The organism is Pantoea sp. R13S299 (assembly GCF_048515925.1).
Classification (GTDB): Bacteria; Pseudomonadota; Gammaproteobacteria; order Enterobacterales; family Enterobacteriaceae; genus Pantoea.
Window position 1 is genome coordinate 505618 of record NZ_JBLYEF010000001.1, and the last position, 15165, is coordinate 520782.

The window sequence follows — 15165 nt, forward strand, 5'->3', positions numbered from 1 at the left end:
AGGGTGCGTAAAGCGCGCAATGATACGGATTTTGCTAACAGACCGCTATCAGGGCGGGACTTTTTTACCGGCTTAGTTTTTATCACATCGGCTCTCAGGCCAAACGCGGATTAATGGTGCTGGATGAAGCCTCACAAAATTCCGCGCTGGTTTGCATTGGTAACATAACCTCCGGCGAGCCGGATTCAGAAAATGTGACCGCGCCCTGATTTATGATTGCAGCTATCAGAATGCAGTGATAAAACCGGATGGTTATTCATAACCGTTCGATATGACAGTGGTGAGGGGAAATGACGCAAGTTTATAATTTTAGCTCTGGCCCGGCGATGCTACCGGTTGAAGTGCTTCGTCGTGCAGAACAGGAACTGACGAACTGGCGCGGTCTGGGTACCTCTGTAATGGAGATCAGTCACCGCAGTAAAGAGTTTATTCAGGTGGCTGAAGAAGCTGAGCAGGACTTCCGTGATCTGCTAAAAATACCGTCTAATTACAAAGTTTTATTCTGTCATGGCGGAGCGCGTGCGCAGTTCGCTGCTGTACCGGGTAATCTGCTGGGTCAGGCGACCAGCGCCGACTATGTTGATGGTGGTTACTGGGCGCATAGCGCAATCAAGGAAGCAGAAAAGTATTGTTCCCCCCGCACGCTGGATGTCAAAACCACCCGCGACGGTAAACGTGCCATCCTGCCGATGAGCGAGTGGCAGGTAAGTGAAGCGTCCGCATACCTGCATTTTTGCCCGAATGAAACCATTGATGGCATCGCTATTGATGAACAACCCGACTTTGGCAATAAAACCGTTGTGGCTGATTTCTCATCCACCATTCTGTCTCGCCCGATCGATGTCAGTCGCTATGGTGTGATTTATGCAGGTGCGCAGAAAAATGTGGGTCCGGCTGGATTAACCCTGGTCGTCGTCCGCGAAGATCTGCTGGGCCAGGCGCATGCGTCAGTGCCATCAATCCTCGATTACAAAGTGCTGGCCGATAACGATTCGATGTTTAACACTCCGCCGACATTTGCGTGGTATCTCTCAGGGCTGGTGTTTAAATGGCTTAAAGAGAAGGGCGGTGTCGCTGAGATAGATCGTATTAATCAGGCAAAATCTGACCTGCTTTATGGCGTCATCGATCACAGTGGCTTCTATCGCAATGATGTGGCGACAGAAAACCGCTCACGCATGAATATTCCTTTCCAGCTGGCGGATGCGTCACTTGATGCGCTGTTCCTGGAAGAGTCATTTAAGGCGGGATTACATGCGCTCAAAGGACATCGTGTAGTAGGCGGTATGCGCGCCTCTATTTATAATGCGATGCCGCTGGAAGGTGTGAAGGCGCTGACCGATTTCATGGTCGATTTTGAACGTCGTCACGGTTGATTACTAAGATATCAGCATTGATGCTGATGCCAGACCTCGTCACATGGCGAGGTCTCTGTATTTTTTGAGGATTTCGTTTCACATGCAGGACTCCCTGACTCTCCAACCGATTGCGCGCGTCAATGGCACCGTAAATCTGCCTGGCTCAAAGAGCGTTTCTAATCGCGCATTGTTGCTGGCTGCGCTGGCTAAAGGCACCACCCGTCTCACTAATCTGCTCGACAGCGATGATGTGAAGCACATGCTGAATGCGCTGACCGCGCTGGGCGTAAGCTATACGCTTTCCAGCGATCGTACCGTGTGTGAAGTCACGGGAAATGCCGGACCACTGCATACCTCTCAACCGCTATCACTGTTTCTGGGCAATGCCGGCACCGCAATGCGTCCGCTGGCCGCGGCACTTTGTCTGGGCGAGCACGATATCGAACTGACCGGTGAACCCCGCATGAAAGAGCGGCCAATCGGTCATCTGGTTGACGCGCTTCGTCAGGGTGGAGCAACCATCGAGTACCTGGAAAACGAAAACTATCCGCCGTTGCGTTTACGCGGTGGTTTTACCGGCGGTGAAGTCAGTGTGGATGGCAGCGTCTCCAGTCAGTTCCTGACGGCACTGCTGATGACCGCGCCGCTGGCGCAGCAGGATACCTGCATCACCATCAAAGGTGATTTGGTTTCCAAACCTTATATCGATATCACTCTGAATCTGATGCAGTGCTTTGGCGTCGACGTCGAGAATCAGAACTATCAGCGATTCCTGATCAAAGGCCAGCAGCAGTACCAGTCACCGGGTGATTACCTGGTTGAAGGCGATGCCTCTTCCGCCTCCTATTTCCTGGCTGCTGCCGCCATAAAAGGTGGAACGGTTCGCGTCACCGGTATCGGACGTCAGAGTGTGCAGGGTGACATCCGTTTTGCTGATGTGCTGGAAAAAATGGGTGCGACGATTGAGTGGGGCGATGATTACATTGCCTGCACGGCAGGAAAGCTGCAGGCCATCGATATGGACATGAACCATATCCCGGATGCCGCAATGACCATCGCAACCACCGCGCTGTTTGCTGAAGGAACCACCCAGCTACGCAATATTTATAACTGGCGGGTAAAAGAGACCGATCGCCTGAGCGCCATGGCTACAGAACTGCGTAAAGTGGGTGCCGAAGTCGAAGAAGGTCATGACTTTATCCGTATTACACCGCCAGCGACGCTGATTCATGCTGACATTGGTACTTACAACGACCACCGCATGGCGATGTGTTTTTCTTTAGTTGCCCTTTCCGATACGCCAGTGACCATTCTTGATCCTGGCTGTACGGCAAAAACCTTCCCGGACTATTTCGTTCAGCTGGCTAAAATCAGCCAGAGCGCCTGATACCTCCCTTTCCGGTGCGATTCCGCACCGGATCTCCCCCGATTTAATCTGGCTGTAACGGCCCAGAGATCCTCTGAATTAACTCACATTACGAACCCCGTTAGTGCGAAAGGGTAACCAAGCCGCGCTATGCAGCGTATAATGCTAGTCATTAATGGTGACCGAAAGGTCAGGAAGCACGCAGCAACAGGAGGGAATAATGACAGTAACTGCCCCGGTCATAACTATTGATGGGCCAAGTGGAGCGGGAAAGGGAACCCTGTGCAAAGCGATGGCGGAATCGCTGCAATGGCATCTGCTGGACTCCGGTGCTATTTATCGCGTGCTGGCGTTAGCCGCATTGCATCATCAGGTGGACATTGAATCTGAAGAGTCGCTGGTGCCGATTGCTGCACACCTCGATGTGCGCTTTGTGTCACAAAACGGTGAAATGCAGGTCATACTTGAAGGTGAAGATGTTACCGGTGAAATCCGTACTCAGGAGGTCAGCAACACCGCCTCACGTGTCGCTGCCTTTCCCCGGGTGCGCGAGGCACTACTGCGCCGCCAGCGCGGTTTCCGCGAGATGCCGGGCCTGATTGCGGATGGACGTGATATGGGCACCGTGGTTTTCCCGGATGCACCCGTGAAAATTTTCCTTGATGCCAGCCCGGAAGAGCGTGCTCAGCGCCGTATGCTACAGTTGCAGGACAATGGCTTTAATGTTAACTTTGACCGCCTTTTAGCCGAGATAAAAGAACGCGACGACCGCGATCGTAACCGCGCAATCGCACCTTTAGTAGCCGCTGGCGATGCATTGGTTCTGGACTCTACTGAGATGTCTATCGATCAAGTCATTGAAAAAGCGCTACACTATGCCCGCGAGAAGTTGGGCATTCCGGCTTAACTGAATTTATCACCCTGTACCATGGATCAGGTGCCGGGCATGTGAAACAACCCCATCCGACATGAAGTCAGATGGACGTTAAATTGAAGAATCCTGAAGATTATCAATATGACTGAATCTTTTGCTCAACTATTTGAAGAATCCTTAAAAACAATCGAAACCCGCCCGGGTTCTATCGTTCGTGGCATCGTCGTTTCTATCGACAAAGATGTCGTTCTGGTTGATGCGGGTCTGAAATCTGAATCTGCAATTCCTGCAGAGCAGTTCAAGAACGCAGCCGGCGAACTGGAAATCCAGGTAGGCGACGAAGTTGATGTTGCTCTGGATGCAGTGGAAGACGGCTTCGGTGAAACCCTGCTGTCCCGTGAGAAAGCTAAGCGCCATGAAGCATGGATCACGCTGGAGAAAGCTTACGAAGACGCTGAAACTGTTACCGGTGTTATCAACGGCAAAGTTAAAGGCGGCTTCACAGTTGAGCTGAACGGTATCCGTGCGTTCCTGCCAGGTTCACTGGTAGATGTGCGTCCGGTGCGCGATACGCTGCACCTGGAAGGCAAAGAGCTTGAATTCAAAGTGATCAAGCTGGATCAGAAACGCAACAACGTCGTGGTTTCACGTCGTGCGGTTATCGAATCCGAAAACAGCGCAGAGCGCGATCAGCTGCTGGAAAACCTGCAGGAAGGCATGGAAGTTAAAGGTATCGTTAAGAACCTCACTGACTACGGTGCATTCGTTGATCTGGGCGGCGTTGATGGCCTGCTGCACATCACTGACATGGCGTGGAAGCGTGTTAAGCATCCAAGCGAAATCGTTAACGTTGGCGACGAAATCACCGTTAAGGTGCTGAAGTTCGACCGCGAGCGTACCCGTGTTTCTCTGGGTCTGAAGCAGCTGGGCGAAGATCCATGGGTTGCTATCGCTAAACGCTATCCGGAAGGCACCCGCCTGACCGGTCGTGTTACCAACCTGACTGATTACGGCTGCTTCGTGGAAATCGAAGAAGGCGTTGAAGGTCTTGTACACGTGTCTGAAATGGACTGGACTAACAAAAACATCCATCCGTCTAAAGTTGTTAACGTAGGCGATGTTGTTGAAGTTATGGTTCTGGACATTGACGAAGAGCGTCGTCGTATCTCCCTGGGTCTGAAGCAGTGTAAATCTAACCCATGGCAGCTGTTCGCTGAGACGCACAACAAAGGCGATCGTGTTGAAGGTAAAATCAAGTCAATCACTGACTTCGGTATCTTCATCGGCCTGGACGGCGGCATCGACGGTCTGGTTCACCTGTCTGACATTTCCTGGAACGCGACTGGCGAAGAAGCCGTTCGTGAGTACAAAAAAGGCGACGAAATCGCTGCCGTTGTACTGCAGGTTGATGCAGAGCGCGAGCGTATCTCACTGGGCGTTAAACAGCTGGCAGAAGATCCGTTCAACAACTACATCACTTTGAACAAGAAAGGTGCCATCGTCACCGGTAAAGTGACTGCAGTTGATGCTAAAGGTGCTACAGTTGAATTAGCAGACGGCGTTGAGGGTTACCTGCGCGCTTCTGAAGCTTCACTGGACCGCATTGAAGATGCAACTCTGGTTCTGAACGTTGGCGACGACGTTGAAGCTAAGTTCACCGGCGTTGATCGTAAAAACCGTGTCGTAAGCCTGTCTGTCCGTGCGAAAGACCAGGCTGATGAGAAAGAAGCTATCAATACTGTTAACACCAAACAGGAAGAAGGCAATTTCTCTAGCGCTATGGCTGAAGCGTTCAAAGCGGCTAAAGGCGAGTAATCGACCTGAAGCACCGGGTGGGCAACCACCCGGTTTCGGTAAAAGCTGTCATACATTCCAACAGGGATAAACCGGAGGTTACATGACCAAGTCAGAACTGATCGAAAGACTGGCGGGACAGCATACTCACATACCGGCGAAAGTCGTTGAGGATGCAGTAAAAGAGATGCTGGAGCACATGGCCACTACGCTGGCCCAGGGCGAACGCATCGAAATCCGGGGATTCGGCAGCTTTTCTTTGCATTATCGCGCTCCGCGTACTGGACGTAACCCGAAAACGGGTGACAAAGTGGATCTGGAAGGTAAGTACGTTCCCCACTTTAAGCCAGGCAAAGAACTGCGCGATCGCGCAAATATCTACGGCTAAGCTGATACCGAACCAGATAAACGACATCTCCGGATGTCGTTTTTTTTGCCTGCTATTCAGGTTGAGACCTGACATCCAGATTGCGCTGATCAACACTGCAATGCCGCGCTCTCCTTGCGAGACGGCTCCAGCCTCACTCATCGTCCACTGTTAATTTCTCCCCAATTGCTCAGAATAATCGAACTGAATCAATGGATATGATTATGCTGACATGGACCGTTCTGGCGCGACTGGCGATCGTTGCAACGTTACCGCTACTGCTGATGGCGAGGCTGCCATCAGGTGAGGCTATTCTGCTGCTGGTCCTCGTGGGTCTGGCTCTGCTGCATTGCGCTTACCCGCCGCTTCGTCTGACCGGTATCACTCTGCTGTTTCTGGCATGGGCCAGTAACGACGCGCGTCTGATGGTGCGGAATATCGAACAGCTCTCCGCACGGCCCGCCACCTTTACCCTTCAGATTGATGAACTGCGAAAAGAGCGGAAGCAAATCCGGGTTCGTCTGCTGGAAGAGCAGGGCAGGATGATATTTCCGCCTCGCTTTGCCTGGCTCTTTTTCGATACTGATCCGGAGATTTACTGTCCGGGTCAGCGCTGGACCATGCAACTCCGTCTGCGACCGGTCCATGCCCGCCTTAATGAAGGTGACTTTGATGCGCAGCGTTTTGCACTGGCTAATAATACGCCGCTGCAGGGGCGGATCCTTAAACAGGCTGCCGTCAGCGAACACTGTGATGGCCGCTGGCGATTTATTGTATGGCACCGTGAAAGAACCCGGGAAATGCCTTTTCGTGCCACGCTGGAGGCGCTGGCGTTTGGCATCAGGGATGAGATGAGCCAGCAGACACGTCAGCTACTGCGTGATACAGGCACCGCGCATCTGATGGCGATATCGGGCATGCATATCGCCCTGGCCGCCAGCACTGGCTGGGTGATTGCGCGTGGGGTGCAATTTATCCTGCCAGCGCGCTTCATCGGCTATCTTTTCCCCCTCATCGTGAGCTGGCTATTTGCTGCAGTCTACACCTGGCTCTCTGGAGCACAGCCGCCTGCAGCCCGTTCACTGCTGGCCCTGTCACTATGGGCAATAACCCGGTTTGCGGGGGTTCAGCTGAATAGCTGGCAGGTCTGGACGTTCTGTATTGCATTGCTGCTGGTGACCGATCCGCTGACTGTGCTGTCCGACAGCTTCTGGCTCTCGGTTCTGGCTGTTGGGATGTTACTGGTCTGGTACCACTGGTTCCCGCTGCCTGCAAGATTCCGTCATCAACGGCGCTGGATTCCGGTACAACTGCTGCATTTGCAGGCAGGCATGATGATTTTGATGGTGCCGTTGCAGGTGGCGATATTTAACGGGATTAGCCTGACCGCACTGGTAGCAAATGTTGTCGCTATCCCGGTCGTCTCGTTTATCACCATGCCATTAGTGACACTTGCCATGCTGTTGCCGGTGGCCCATATATCGGGCTTCTTCTGGGGCGCGGCCGATCTCTCGTTGCGTTCTCTGTTTCACTGCCTGACGTTGCTGCCGCCGGGCTGGTGGCCGCTGAGTGGCACAACCTGGTTTACGGTAATGGTATGGGGCGGTTTGATTCTCTGGCGTGCGCAGTTCTTCTTCTCTCTGCCCTTAAGCAGCTGTGCGTTAGCGCTGGCGATGATACTGAGTCGCCAGCCACAACAGGAACAGGGCTGGCGCATCGATATGCTGGACATCGGGCATGGACTAAGCCTGGTGATCAGTCAGGGCGATGAGGCAGTGATGTATGACACCGGACCTCGCTGGCAGAATGATAATGCGGGTAGTCGGGTGATCATTCCGTGGCTGGAGCGCAGACAGCTGCGATTAAAACAGGTCATCCTCAGTCATAAGCATCTTGATCATACGGGCGGGCTGGAGGCGATCACGCAACGCTGGCCCGCGGTCGAAGTCAGAAGCGCACTGGCAGATAAGGGGCATTTACCCTGTGTACGTGGCACGCAGTGGCGCTGGCGGCGGCTCCATTTTAGGGTCGTATGGCCGCTGACGGCACCTTTACCGGGTGGGAATAATGACTCCTGTGTGGTCATCGTCGATGATGGCCAGGTCCGGCTGATGTTAACCGGCGATATTGAGGCTAAAGCAGAACGCCAGCTGGTGGCGCTGGAGAAGCTGGGTCTGAAAGTTGATATTCTGCAGGTGCCGCACCATGGTAGCCGGACGTCGTCGACCTCTCTGTTGCTGCGCAAAACAGAAGGGCACACTGCTATCGCCTCTCTGGCGCGCTACAATGCCTGGCGCATGCCCGCGAAAAATGTGCTGGAAAATTACCGAACGGCCGGATTTCAGTGGCTGGATACGGGCCAGTCAGGACAGATCAGTATCAGGATAGAGCAGGGCAGAGTGCAGGTTTCTACCCTGCGGGAACAATTAATGCCCCGTTGGTATCATCAGTGGTTTGGCGTCAAACGCGAATCCAGGTAGAATGGCCGGCTATTTCCAACAGCGTGAATAAATAATGCATCAAGATAAAGATCTCTCTACGTGGCAGACGTTTCGCCGACTCTGGCCGATGATCGCGCCTAATAAAGCGGGATTAATCGTGGCCTCTGTCGCCCTGATTATTAATGCTGCGGGCGACGCCTTAATGCTCTCCCTGTTGAAACCGTTACTGGATGATGGCTTTGGTAAAGCTGACAGGTCGGTGATGCTATGGATGCCATTGGTGGTTATTGGCCTGATGGTGGTACGCGGAATAACCAGTTATATCTCCAGCTACTGCATCTCCTGGGTCTCTGGCAACGTCGTGATGAATATCCGCCGTCGGCTGTTCAGCCATATGATGGGCATGCCGGTTTCGTTTTTTGACCAGCAGTCCACCGGTACCCTGTTGTCGCGCATTACCTACGATTCTGAGCAGGTCGCCTCCTCTTCTTCGGGCGCACTGGTCACCGTCGTGCGTGAAGGTGCCTCGATTATTGGCCTGTTCATCATGATGTTCTACTACAGCTGGCAGCTGTCGTTGATCCTGATTGTACTGGCTCCTATCGTCTCATTTGCAATCCGCACCGTGTCCAAGCGTTTCCGCACCATCAGCAAAAGTATGCAGAACACCATGGGGCAGGTGACAACCAGCGCCGAGCAGATGCTGAAGGGTCACAAAGAAGTGCTGATTTTTGGCGGTCAGGAAATTGAATCGGAGCGTTTTTCCCGCGTCAGTAACCGCATGCGTCAGCAGGGAATGAAACTGGTTTCAGCCTCGTCCATTTCTGATCCAATTATTCAGCTGATCGCGTCGCTGGCCCTGGCTTTTGTCCTCTATGCCGCCAGCTTCCCAAGCGTAATGGATACCCTGACAGCCGGTACGATCACCGTCGTCTTCTCCTCGATGATTGCCCTGATGCGCCCGCTTAAGTCTCTGACCAACGTCAATGCCCAGTTCCAGCGTGGCATGGCGGCCTGCCAGACCCTGTTCTCGATTCTGGATAGCGAGCAGGAAGTGGACAACGGCACACGCGAAATCACCCGTGCTAAAGGGGATATCGAATTCCGTGATGTGACCTTTACCTACCCGGGCCGTGATATTCCGGCACTGCGTAATATCAATCTGTCGCTGCCGGCAGGTAAAACAGTGGCGCTGGTGGGCCGTTCAGGTTCCGGTAAGTCTACGATGGCGAGCCTGCTGACCCGCTTTTATGACATTCAGCAGGGCGAAATCCTGCTGGACGGTCATGACCTGCGTGAGTACAGCCTGCGCTCGCTGCGTAATCAGGTAGCACTGGTCTCGCAGAATGTGCATCTCTTCAACGACACCATTGCTAATAACATCGCTTATGCCCGCAGTGAGCAATATAGCCGTGCAGAGATCGAGCAGGCGGCCACCATGGCGCATGCCATGGACTTTATCAATAAAATGGACAAAGGCCTGGATACGGTGATTGGCGAGAATGGCGTGCTGTTATCTGGCGGTCAGCGTCAGCGTATCGCCATCGCCCGTGCACTGCTGCGCGATTGCCCGATTCTGATCCTGGATGAAGCGACCTCTGCGCTGGATACCGAGTCAGAACGCGCCATTCAGTCGGCACTGGATGAATTGCAGAAGAACCGTACCTCGCTGGTCATTGCGCATCGGCTCTCTACCATCGAGAAAGCGGATGAGATCGTCGTGATTGAAGATGGTCAGATTGTTGAACGTGGTACGCATCAGGTGTTGTTAGCAGAACGCGGCGCCTATGCACAGCTGCACAAGATGCAATTCGGCCAATGATTGAACGTATCTGGAGTGGTCGCTCACCGCTATGGCTGCTGCTATGGCCATTCAGCCTGCTTTATGGTGCGATCACCACCCTGATACGTTTCAGTTACCGGCGCGGCTGGCGTAAAAGCTGGCGCGCACCTCTGCCGGTCGTGGTGGTGGGTAACCTGACTGCCGGTGGCAATGGAAAGACGCCGGTTGTCATCTGGCTGGTCGAGGCATTGCAGCAGCGCGGCCTGCGCGCTGGCGTGGTCTCCAGAGGGTATGGCGGCAAGGCGGATCACTATCCCTTGCTGGTCACCGCACAGACCAGCACGGAACAGGCCGGTGATGAGCCGGTTTTAATCGCCCAGCGAACCGGGGCGCCGGTCGCGGTGGCTCCCAAAAGGCGACAGGCGATTGAGGCGTTACTGCAACAGGGTTCGCTGGATGTGATCATCACTGATGATGGCCTGCAACATTACGCCCTGCAGCGCGATCGCGAAATTGTGGTGGTTGATGGGGTACGTCGCTTTGGGAATGGCTGGTGGTTACCTGCGGGTCCGATGCGCGAACATGCTGATCGTCTGAAGCAGGTCGATGCCGTCATTATTAACGGCGGCGAAGCGCTGCCCGACGAGATTGCCATGCAACTTCAGCCCGGTGTGGCCACCAATCTGCTGACCGGTGAAACCTGCCCGCCTGAGCAACTGGGTGCGGTAGTTGCTATGGCGGGTATTGGTCATCCTCCTCGTTTTTTCACCACGCTTAAACAGCAGGGAATCACGCCGGACGCCGAGATCGCCTTTGCCGATCATCATGCTTACAGCGAGGATGAGCTGACCCGATTACTCCAGCCGGGTCAGCAACTGCTGATGACCGAAAAGGACGCGGTCAAATGCCGTCACTTTGCCCGGTCGGACTGGTGGTATCTGCCGGTCGATGCCCATTTAACCGGTAAGGCTGTTATGCCTTTACTGACTGATATCGAACAACTCTGCCGCCGCACTCCCTGATACCCGCACCCATTCAGGCAAAGCCTGATAAGGAAGAGGATGAACAGCCCGCATTCACTTTCGTTACAGCAAGCCCGTCACCTTCATCTCGCCGCGCAGGGCCTGCTACGTGCGCCGGCAAAACGCGCGGTTTACCAGGATCTGATTAACTGCATCTCCCGCATGTCGCTGCTGCAAATCGACACCATCCATGTCGTGGCCCGCAGTCCCTATCTGGTGCTGTTCAGCCGTCTGGGAAACTATCCTCAAACATGGCTGGAACAGGCGCTGGTCCAGGGTGAACTCTTCGAGTACTGGGCGCACGAGGCCTGCTTTATTCCCCGCGCCGATTACAGACTTCTTCGTCATCGCATGCTGTCGCCGGAACGTCTGGGCTGGAAATACAATGCGCAATGGGTCGCTGACCACCAGCAGGCGATTGCTGAACTACTGCAGCAGATTCGGGAACACGGCCCGGTGCGCGCCGCTGATTTTGCTCACGCCGATAATCCGAAATCAGGCTGGTGGGACTGGAAACCCCACAAACGCCATCTGGAGAATCTTTTCAGCGCCGGTGAGCTGATGGTTACCGAACGCCGTAATTTTCAGCGCGTCTATGATTTGCGCAACCGCGTGATGCCCGACTGGCAGGATGAAATACATGGCATCAGTGAAGCCGAAGCAACCCGTCAGATGCTGATGAACAGTGCCCGCAGCTTAGGGATTTTCCGCACGGCCTGGCTGCCGGACTACTATCGCCTGAAGCGGGCACCCCTGAACGACTTTATCGCTGATGCGCAGGCTGCCGGCGATCTGGTCGCCGTCAATACAGAGGGGCTGGGTGAGATGTGGCTGCATCGTGATTACCTGCCGTTGCTGGAGACGCCGCTGCAGGCTACGCATAGCACACTGCTGTCGCCGTTTGATCCGGTGGTCTGGGATCGCAAACGTGCGCGGGAGCTGTTCAACTTTGACTATCGTATCGAGTGCTACACCCCCGAGGAAAAACGCAAATTTGGCTATTTTGTGTTGCCGATCCTCCATCGCGGTCAGATAAAAGGACGGCTTGATGCCCGCATGCTGCGTCAGGTAAAACAGCTGGAGATTAAAAACATCTGGCTGGAAGAGAAGACCCGCATTACGGCGCGCTTTGTCGCGGATATCCGGCGTGCGATTGAACGTTTCGCCGCCTGGCAGGGGGCAGAAAGCGTTGCCATCCTGCAGGCACCCGATGCGCTTAAAGAGCACTGGCCAGCCCTGTGGAGGCTGGATTAATCAATTTTGCGGCAGCCGCAGCGGGATGGCGTTTTACCCCATCCCGCATGCGCCACGCTATGGTATGCTTGAACCCTTAAGCATTCGGTCCCTGATGGAGGACATATGGATCATCGTTTACTCGAAATCGTTGCCTGCCCAGTGTGCAATGGCAAACTTTACTTCAACAATGCTCAGCAGGAGCTGATCTGCAAACCTGATGGCCTGGCCTTCCCGGTTCGTGACGGCATTCCGGTCCTGCTGGAAACGGAAGCCCGCACGCTGTCAGTGGAAGAGATTCATCCATGAGTTTCACTGCCATCATTCCTGCGCGCTATGCGTCAACCCGCTTACCCGGCAAGCCGCTGCTCGATATTCATGGTAAACCGATGGTCGTGCATGTGATGGAGCGCGCCCGTGAATCGGGTGCCAGTCGGGTCATTGTTGCCACCGACCATCCCGATGTGGCGCGGGCAGTGGAGGCGGCAGGCGGAGAAGTCTGCATGACACGTGCCGATCACCAGTCCGGCACGGAGCGGCTGGCGGAAGTGATCGAAAAATATCAGTTTGCGGATGACGAAATCATCGTCAACGTGCAGGGTGATGAGCCGATGATTCCGGCAGAGATTGTGCGCCAGGTGGCGACCAATCTGGCTGGCTCGGCGGCCGGAATGGCGACGCTGGCGGTACCGATCACCGATGCGGAAGAAGCCTTTAATCCGAACGCGGTGAAAGTCGTCATGGATGTGAATGGTTACGCGCTCTATTTCTCACGGGCTACCATTCCGTGGGATCGTGAACGCTATGCCGCCTCGCGTGAGCAGATCGGTGACACGCTGCTGCGCCACATTGGCATCTACGCTTATCGTGCCGGTTTTATTCGCCGCTATGTTGCCTGGGCGCCTTGTCCTCTGGAACAGATTGAGCTGCTCGAGCAGCTGCGTGTTTTGTGGTACGGCGAAAAAATTCATGTCGCCGTGGCGAAAACCATCCCCAGTGTGGGTGTGGATACGCCAGACGATCTGCAACGCGTTCGTCTTGCCATGCAGGCCTGAAAACCGGGGAGCCAGTCTCCCCGTTTCAGTACCACGTTATTGATCCGCCGCTAAACTTATCTCCAACACTTCCTTCAGGATATTACGATACTCATCTGAGGAGGATGCCGCATGGAACAGCTTAAATCGGAACTCACGCTGGCGCTGGGTGAAACCATCAGCCGCCTCGAAATGATCAGTGAACATCCACCCACCCGTCTTTATGCGTTGTACGATCGGGAAGGTCTCCCCATGCCGGTGGTGGCGAAATATTTTCGTCATCAGGGCCGGGCAGCGATGGAAGCCAGAAAGCTGGCATTACTGGGACAGGCCGGGCTGGTCGCCGTGCCAGCGGTCTATGGTCTGGTGCTGAGCCAGCAGCCGCCGGTGCATGAAATGCTCTTAATGGCACGACTGAATGGCGTGACGGCGGAAGCTCCTGCGCGGGATGCTCAGCGCTGGCAACAGTTTTGCGAACAGGTGGTGGAGGGACTGCTGGCCTGGCACCGGCTCGATAGCCACGGTCTGGTCGGCACGGTGGACAGCACGCAGCAGAACCGCTGGCCTGCCTGGTATGCACAGCGGATTGAGGTGTTGTGGGCGACGCTGAGCTATCTGCGTCCGCCCGCCTTTACGCTGGAAGATCGCCAGATTCTGTTTCGCTGCCGCGCGCGTCTGGCACATCTGTTTCGCGGCTTCGATGATTCCTGCGTGATGGTTCACGGCAACGTGCGGCTGCAGAGCATGCTGAAAAACAGCCGCAGTGACCAGTTAATCGCGATGACACAGCCGGGCACGATTCTCTGGGCACCCCGCGAATATGACCTGATCCATCTGGATGAGTCGCCTGCCGAAACGGCGCTGCTGCACCATTATCTGCAACGGGCGCCGGTTTCAGAAGGCTTTATCTGGCGTCGGTGGGTTTATCAACTGTGGGATTGTATCGACAGTCTGATTCAGACCGGCACTTTTGATCGTCCGCGCTTTGACTATGCACGCGCACAATTACTCCCCTGGCTCGGCTGAGCCTTCCCCACCTTTAAGTCGCTGCAGTAACGTGCCCAGCGTTTCGTACACGGCACGTTCGCTGTGACTCAGCCAGATCGATGACGGTATCGCCCGTTCCCAGCCATTCAGTGGTGAGGTAACCGCCAGCTGATTGGCAGGCGCGGCAATAGGCTTCAACCCGACCGCATGGAAAAAGCGAATGGCCCGTGGCATATGATTCGCTGAGGTCACCAGCAGCAACGGATGCTCGCCCACCACAGCTTTGACTGCCTGCGCTTCATCCGCCGTGTCACGTGGCTGGTCGAGAATCTGAATATGTTGGGGCGGCACGCCCAGACTCTCTGCGACCTGTGCCGCCACCCAGGCGCTGCTCTTCGGATTGGTGCCGCCCGCTGCGCCGGTAAAAATCAGCGTCGACTGCGGATTACGCTGCCACTGACGAACGCCTTCTGCCACACGCGGCAGACTGTTATTCAGCAGGTTCGAGCTGGGCGCCCATTCCGGGTTAAAAGTATAGCCTCCGCCCAGCACCACAATGTAGTCCACCTTCTCTGAGCCGTTCCAGGTCGGATAGCTTCTATCCAGTGGCAAAAGCAGCCGATCGGCCAGCGGTTGCAGGCTTAGCAGCAGCAGTAACAGCCAACTGACGGAGATCACGGTTTTGCCGCTTTTCTGCCAGCCGGTAAACCAAACCAGTAAAATGCCAAGCGCCATTAGCAAAAGCAGAAACGGCAGGGGTAAAAGCAGCCCGCCGATGACTTTTTTCAGGGTAAATAACATCAAAAAAGAGTCCTGTTGTCCGAAAATAGAGCACCCGGAAGGGAAGATGGGGATGAAAGGTTCATTCTTCTGGTGCCTGTGACAAAATAGCACAAGTCTCACCGC

The 15165-nt window shown here is 54.7% G+C and carries 13 protein-coding genes; 12 read left to right on the top strand and 1 reads right to left on the bottom strand.

The features are described 5' to 3' along the window. The first annotated feature begins 290 nt into the window (after positions 1 to 290). From serC to ACN1CO_RS02520, 12 genes are all read left to right on the top strand, one after another. Complete coding sequence (gene serC / locus ACN1CO_RS02465) at positions 291 to 1376, top strand: 3-phosphoserine/phosphohydroxythreonine transaminase (protein ID WP_419137405.1); 1086 nt, start codon at positions 291 to 293, stop codon at positions 1374 to 1376. An 82-nt stretch (positions 1377 to 1458) separates the two neighbouring features. After that, on the top strand, positions 1459 to 2745 hold the full coding sequence (gene aroA / locus ACN1CO_RS02470) for a 3-phosphoshikimate 1-carboxyvinyltransferase (protein ID WP_419137407.1): 1287 nt from the start codon (positions 1459 to 1461) through the stop codon (positions 2743 to 2745). 199 nt (positions 2746 to 2944) lie between these two features. Then, positions 2945 to 3631: a (d)CMP kinase gene (cmk, locus tag ACN1CO_RS02475; protein WP_419137409.1), complete on the top strand. Its 687-nt coding sequence runs from the start codon at positions 2945 to 2947 to the stop codon at positions 3629 to 3631. Between the two features lie 108 nt (positions 3632 to 3739). Then, positions 3740 to 5413 (top strand): 30S ribosomal protein S1, encoded by a 1674-nt coding sequence (rpsA, locus tag ACN1CO_RS02480; protein WP_003849352.1) that lies wholly within the window; start codon positions 3740 to 3742, stop codon positions 5411 to 5413. 82 nt (positions 5414 to 5495) lie between these two features. After that, positions 5496 to 5780 (top strand): integration host factor subunit beta, encoded by a 285-nt coding sequence (ihfB, locus tag ACN1CO_RS02485; protein ID WP_003849360.1) that lies wholly within the window; start codon positions 5496 to 5498, stop codon positions 5778 to 5780. 203 nt (positions 5781 to 5983) lie between these two features. Continuing rightward, on the top strand, positions 5984 to 8239 hold the full coding sequence (locus ACN1CO_RS02490; RefSeq protein ID WP_419137412.1) for a DNA internalization-related competence protein ComEC/Rec2: 2256 nt from the start codon (positions 5984 to 5986) through the stop codon (positions 8237 to 8239). A 34-nt stretch (positions 8240 to 8273) separates the two neighbouring features. Next, the gene (gene msbA / locus ACN1CO_RS02495; protein ID WP_419137413.1) at positions 8274 to 10022 is read left to right on the top strand and encodes a lipid A ABC transporter ATP-binding protein/permease MsbA; all 1749 of its coding nucleotides are present in this window, start codon (positions 8274 to 8276) and stop codon (positions 10020 to 10022) included. Continuing rightward, on the top strand, positions 10019 to 11005 hold the full coding sequence (gene lpxK, locus ACN1CO_RS02500; protein WP_419137415.1) for a tetraacyldisaccharide 4'-kinase: 987 nt from the start codon (positions 10019 to 10021) through the stop codon (positions 11003 to 11005). Before msbA ends, lpxK begins: the two co-directional genes overlap by 4 nt. Before the next feature lie 39 nt (positions 11006 to 11044). Then, positions 11045 to 12259, top strand: a complete 1215-nt coding sequence (locus ACN1CO_RS02505; protein WP_419137417.1) for a winged helix-turn-helix domain-containing protein — start codon at positions 11045 to 11047, stop codon at positions 12257 to 12259. Between the two features lie 105 nt (positions 12260 to 12364). Next, on the top strand, positions 12365 to 12547 hold the full coding sequence (locus ACN1CO_RS02510) for a Trm112 family protein (protein WP_003849374.1): 183 nt from the start codon (positions 12365 to 12367) through the stop codon (positions 12545 to 12547). Next, complete coding sequence (gene kdsB / locus ACN1CO_RS02515; RefSeq protein ID WP_419137419.1) at positions 12544 to 13293, top strand: 3-deoxy-manno-octulosonate cytidylyltransferase; 750 nt, start codon at positions 12544 to 12546, stop codon at positions 13291 to 13293. The genes ACN1CO_RS02510 and kdsB overlap by 4 nt, the downstream gene beginning before the upstream one ends. Positions 13294 to 13404: 111 nt before the next feature. Beyond that, positions 13405 to 14298 carry a phosphotransferase gene (locus ACN1CO_RS02520; RefSeq protein WP_419137421.1) on the top strand — a complete coding sequence of 298 codons (894 nt, stop codon included), beginning with the start codon at positions 13405 to 13407 and terminating at the stop codon, positions 14296 to 14298. On the opposite strand, the gene elyC is transcribed toward ACN1CO_RS02520, so the two are convergent. Beyond that, on the bottom strand, positions 14278 to 15060 hold the full coding sequence (elyC, locus tag ACN1CO_RS02525; RefSeq protein WP_419138955.1) for an envelope biogenesis factor ElyC: 783 nt from the start codon (positions 15058 to 15060) through the stop codon (positions 14278 to 14280). The two genes, ACN1CO_RS02520 and elyC, sit on opposite strands and share 21 nt — an antisense overlap. Positions 15061 to 15165: the final 105 nt, after the last annotated feature.

Coding starts and splice junctions, on each gene's coding strand:
- serC (WP_419137405.1), top strand. CDS start 291: ATGACGCAAGTTTATAATTTTAGCTCTGGCCCGGCGATGCTACCGGTT.
- aroA (WP_419137407.1), top strand. CDS start 1,459: ATGCAGGACTCCCTGACTCTCCAACCGATTGCGCGCGTCAATGGCACC.
- cmk (WP_419137409.1), top strand. CDS start 2,945: ATGACAGTAACTGCCCCGGTCATAACTATTGATGGGCCAAGTGGAGCG.
- rpsA (WP_003849352.1), top strand. CDS start 3,740: ATGACTGAATCTTTTGCTCAACTATTTGAAGAATCCTTAAAAACAATC.
- ihfB (WP_003849360.1), top strand. CDS start 5,496: ATGACCAAGTCAGAACTGATCGAAAGACTGGCGGGACAGCATACTCAC.
- ACN1CO_RS02490 (WP_419137412.1), top strand. CDS start 5,984: ATGCTGACATGGACCGTTCTGGCGCGACTGGCGATCGTTGCAACGTTA.
- msbA (WP_419137413.1), top strand. CDS start 8,274: ATGCATCAAGATAAAGATCTCTCTACGTGGCAGACGTTTCGCCGACTC.
- lpxK (WP_419137415.1), top strand. CDS start 10,019: ATGATTGAACGTATCTGGAGTGGTCGCTCACCGCTATGGCTGCTGCTA.
- ACN1CO_RS02505 (WP_419137417.1), top strand. CDS start 11,045: ATGAACAGCCCGCATTCACTTTCGTTACAGCAAGCCCGTCACCTTCAT.
- ACN1CO_RS02510 (WP_003849374.1), top strand. CDS start 12,365: ATGGATCATCGTTTACTCGAAATCGTTGCCTGCCCAGTGTGCAATGGC.
- kdsB (WP_419137419.1), top strand. CDS start 12,544: ATGAGTTTCACTGCCATCATTCCTGCGCGCTATGCGTCAACCCGCTTA.
- ACN1CO_RS02520 (WP_419137421.1), top strand. CDS start 13,405: ATGGAACAGCTTAAATCGGAACTCACGCTGGCGCTGGGTGAAACCATC.
- elyC (WP_419138955.1), bottom strand. CDS start 15,060: ATGTTATTTACCCTGAAAAAAGTCATCGGCGGGCTGCTTTTACCCCTG.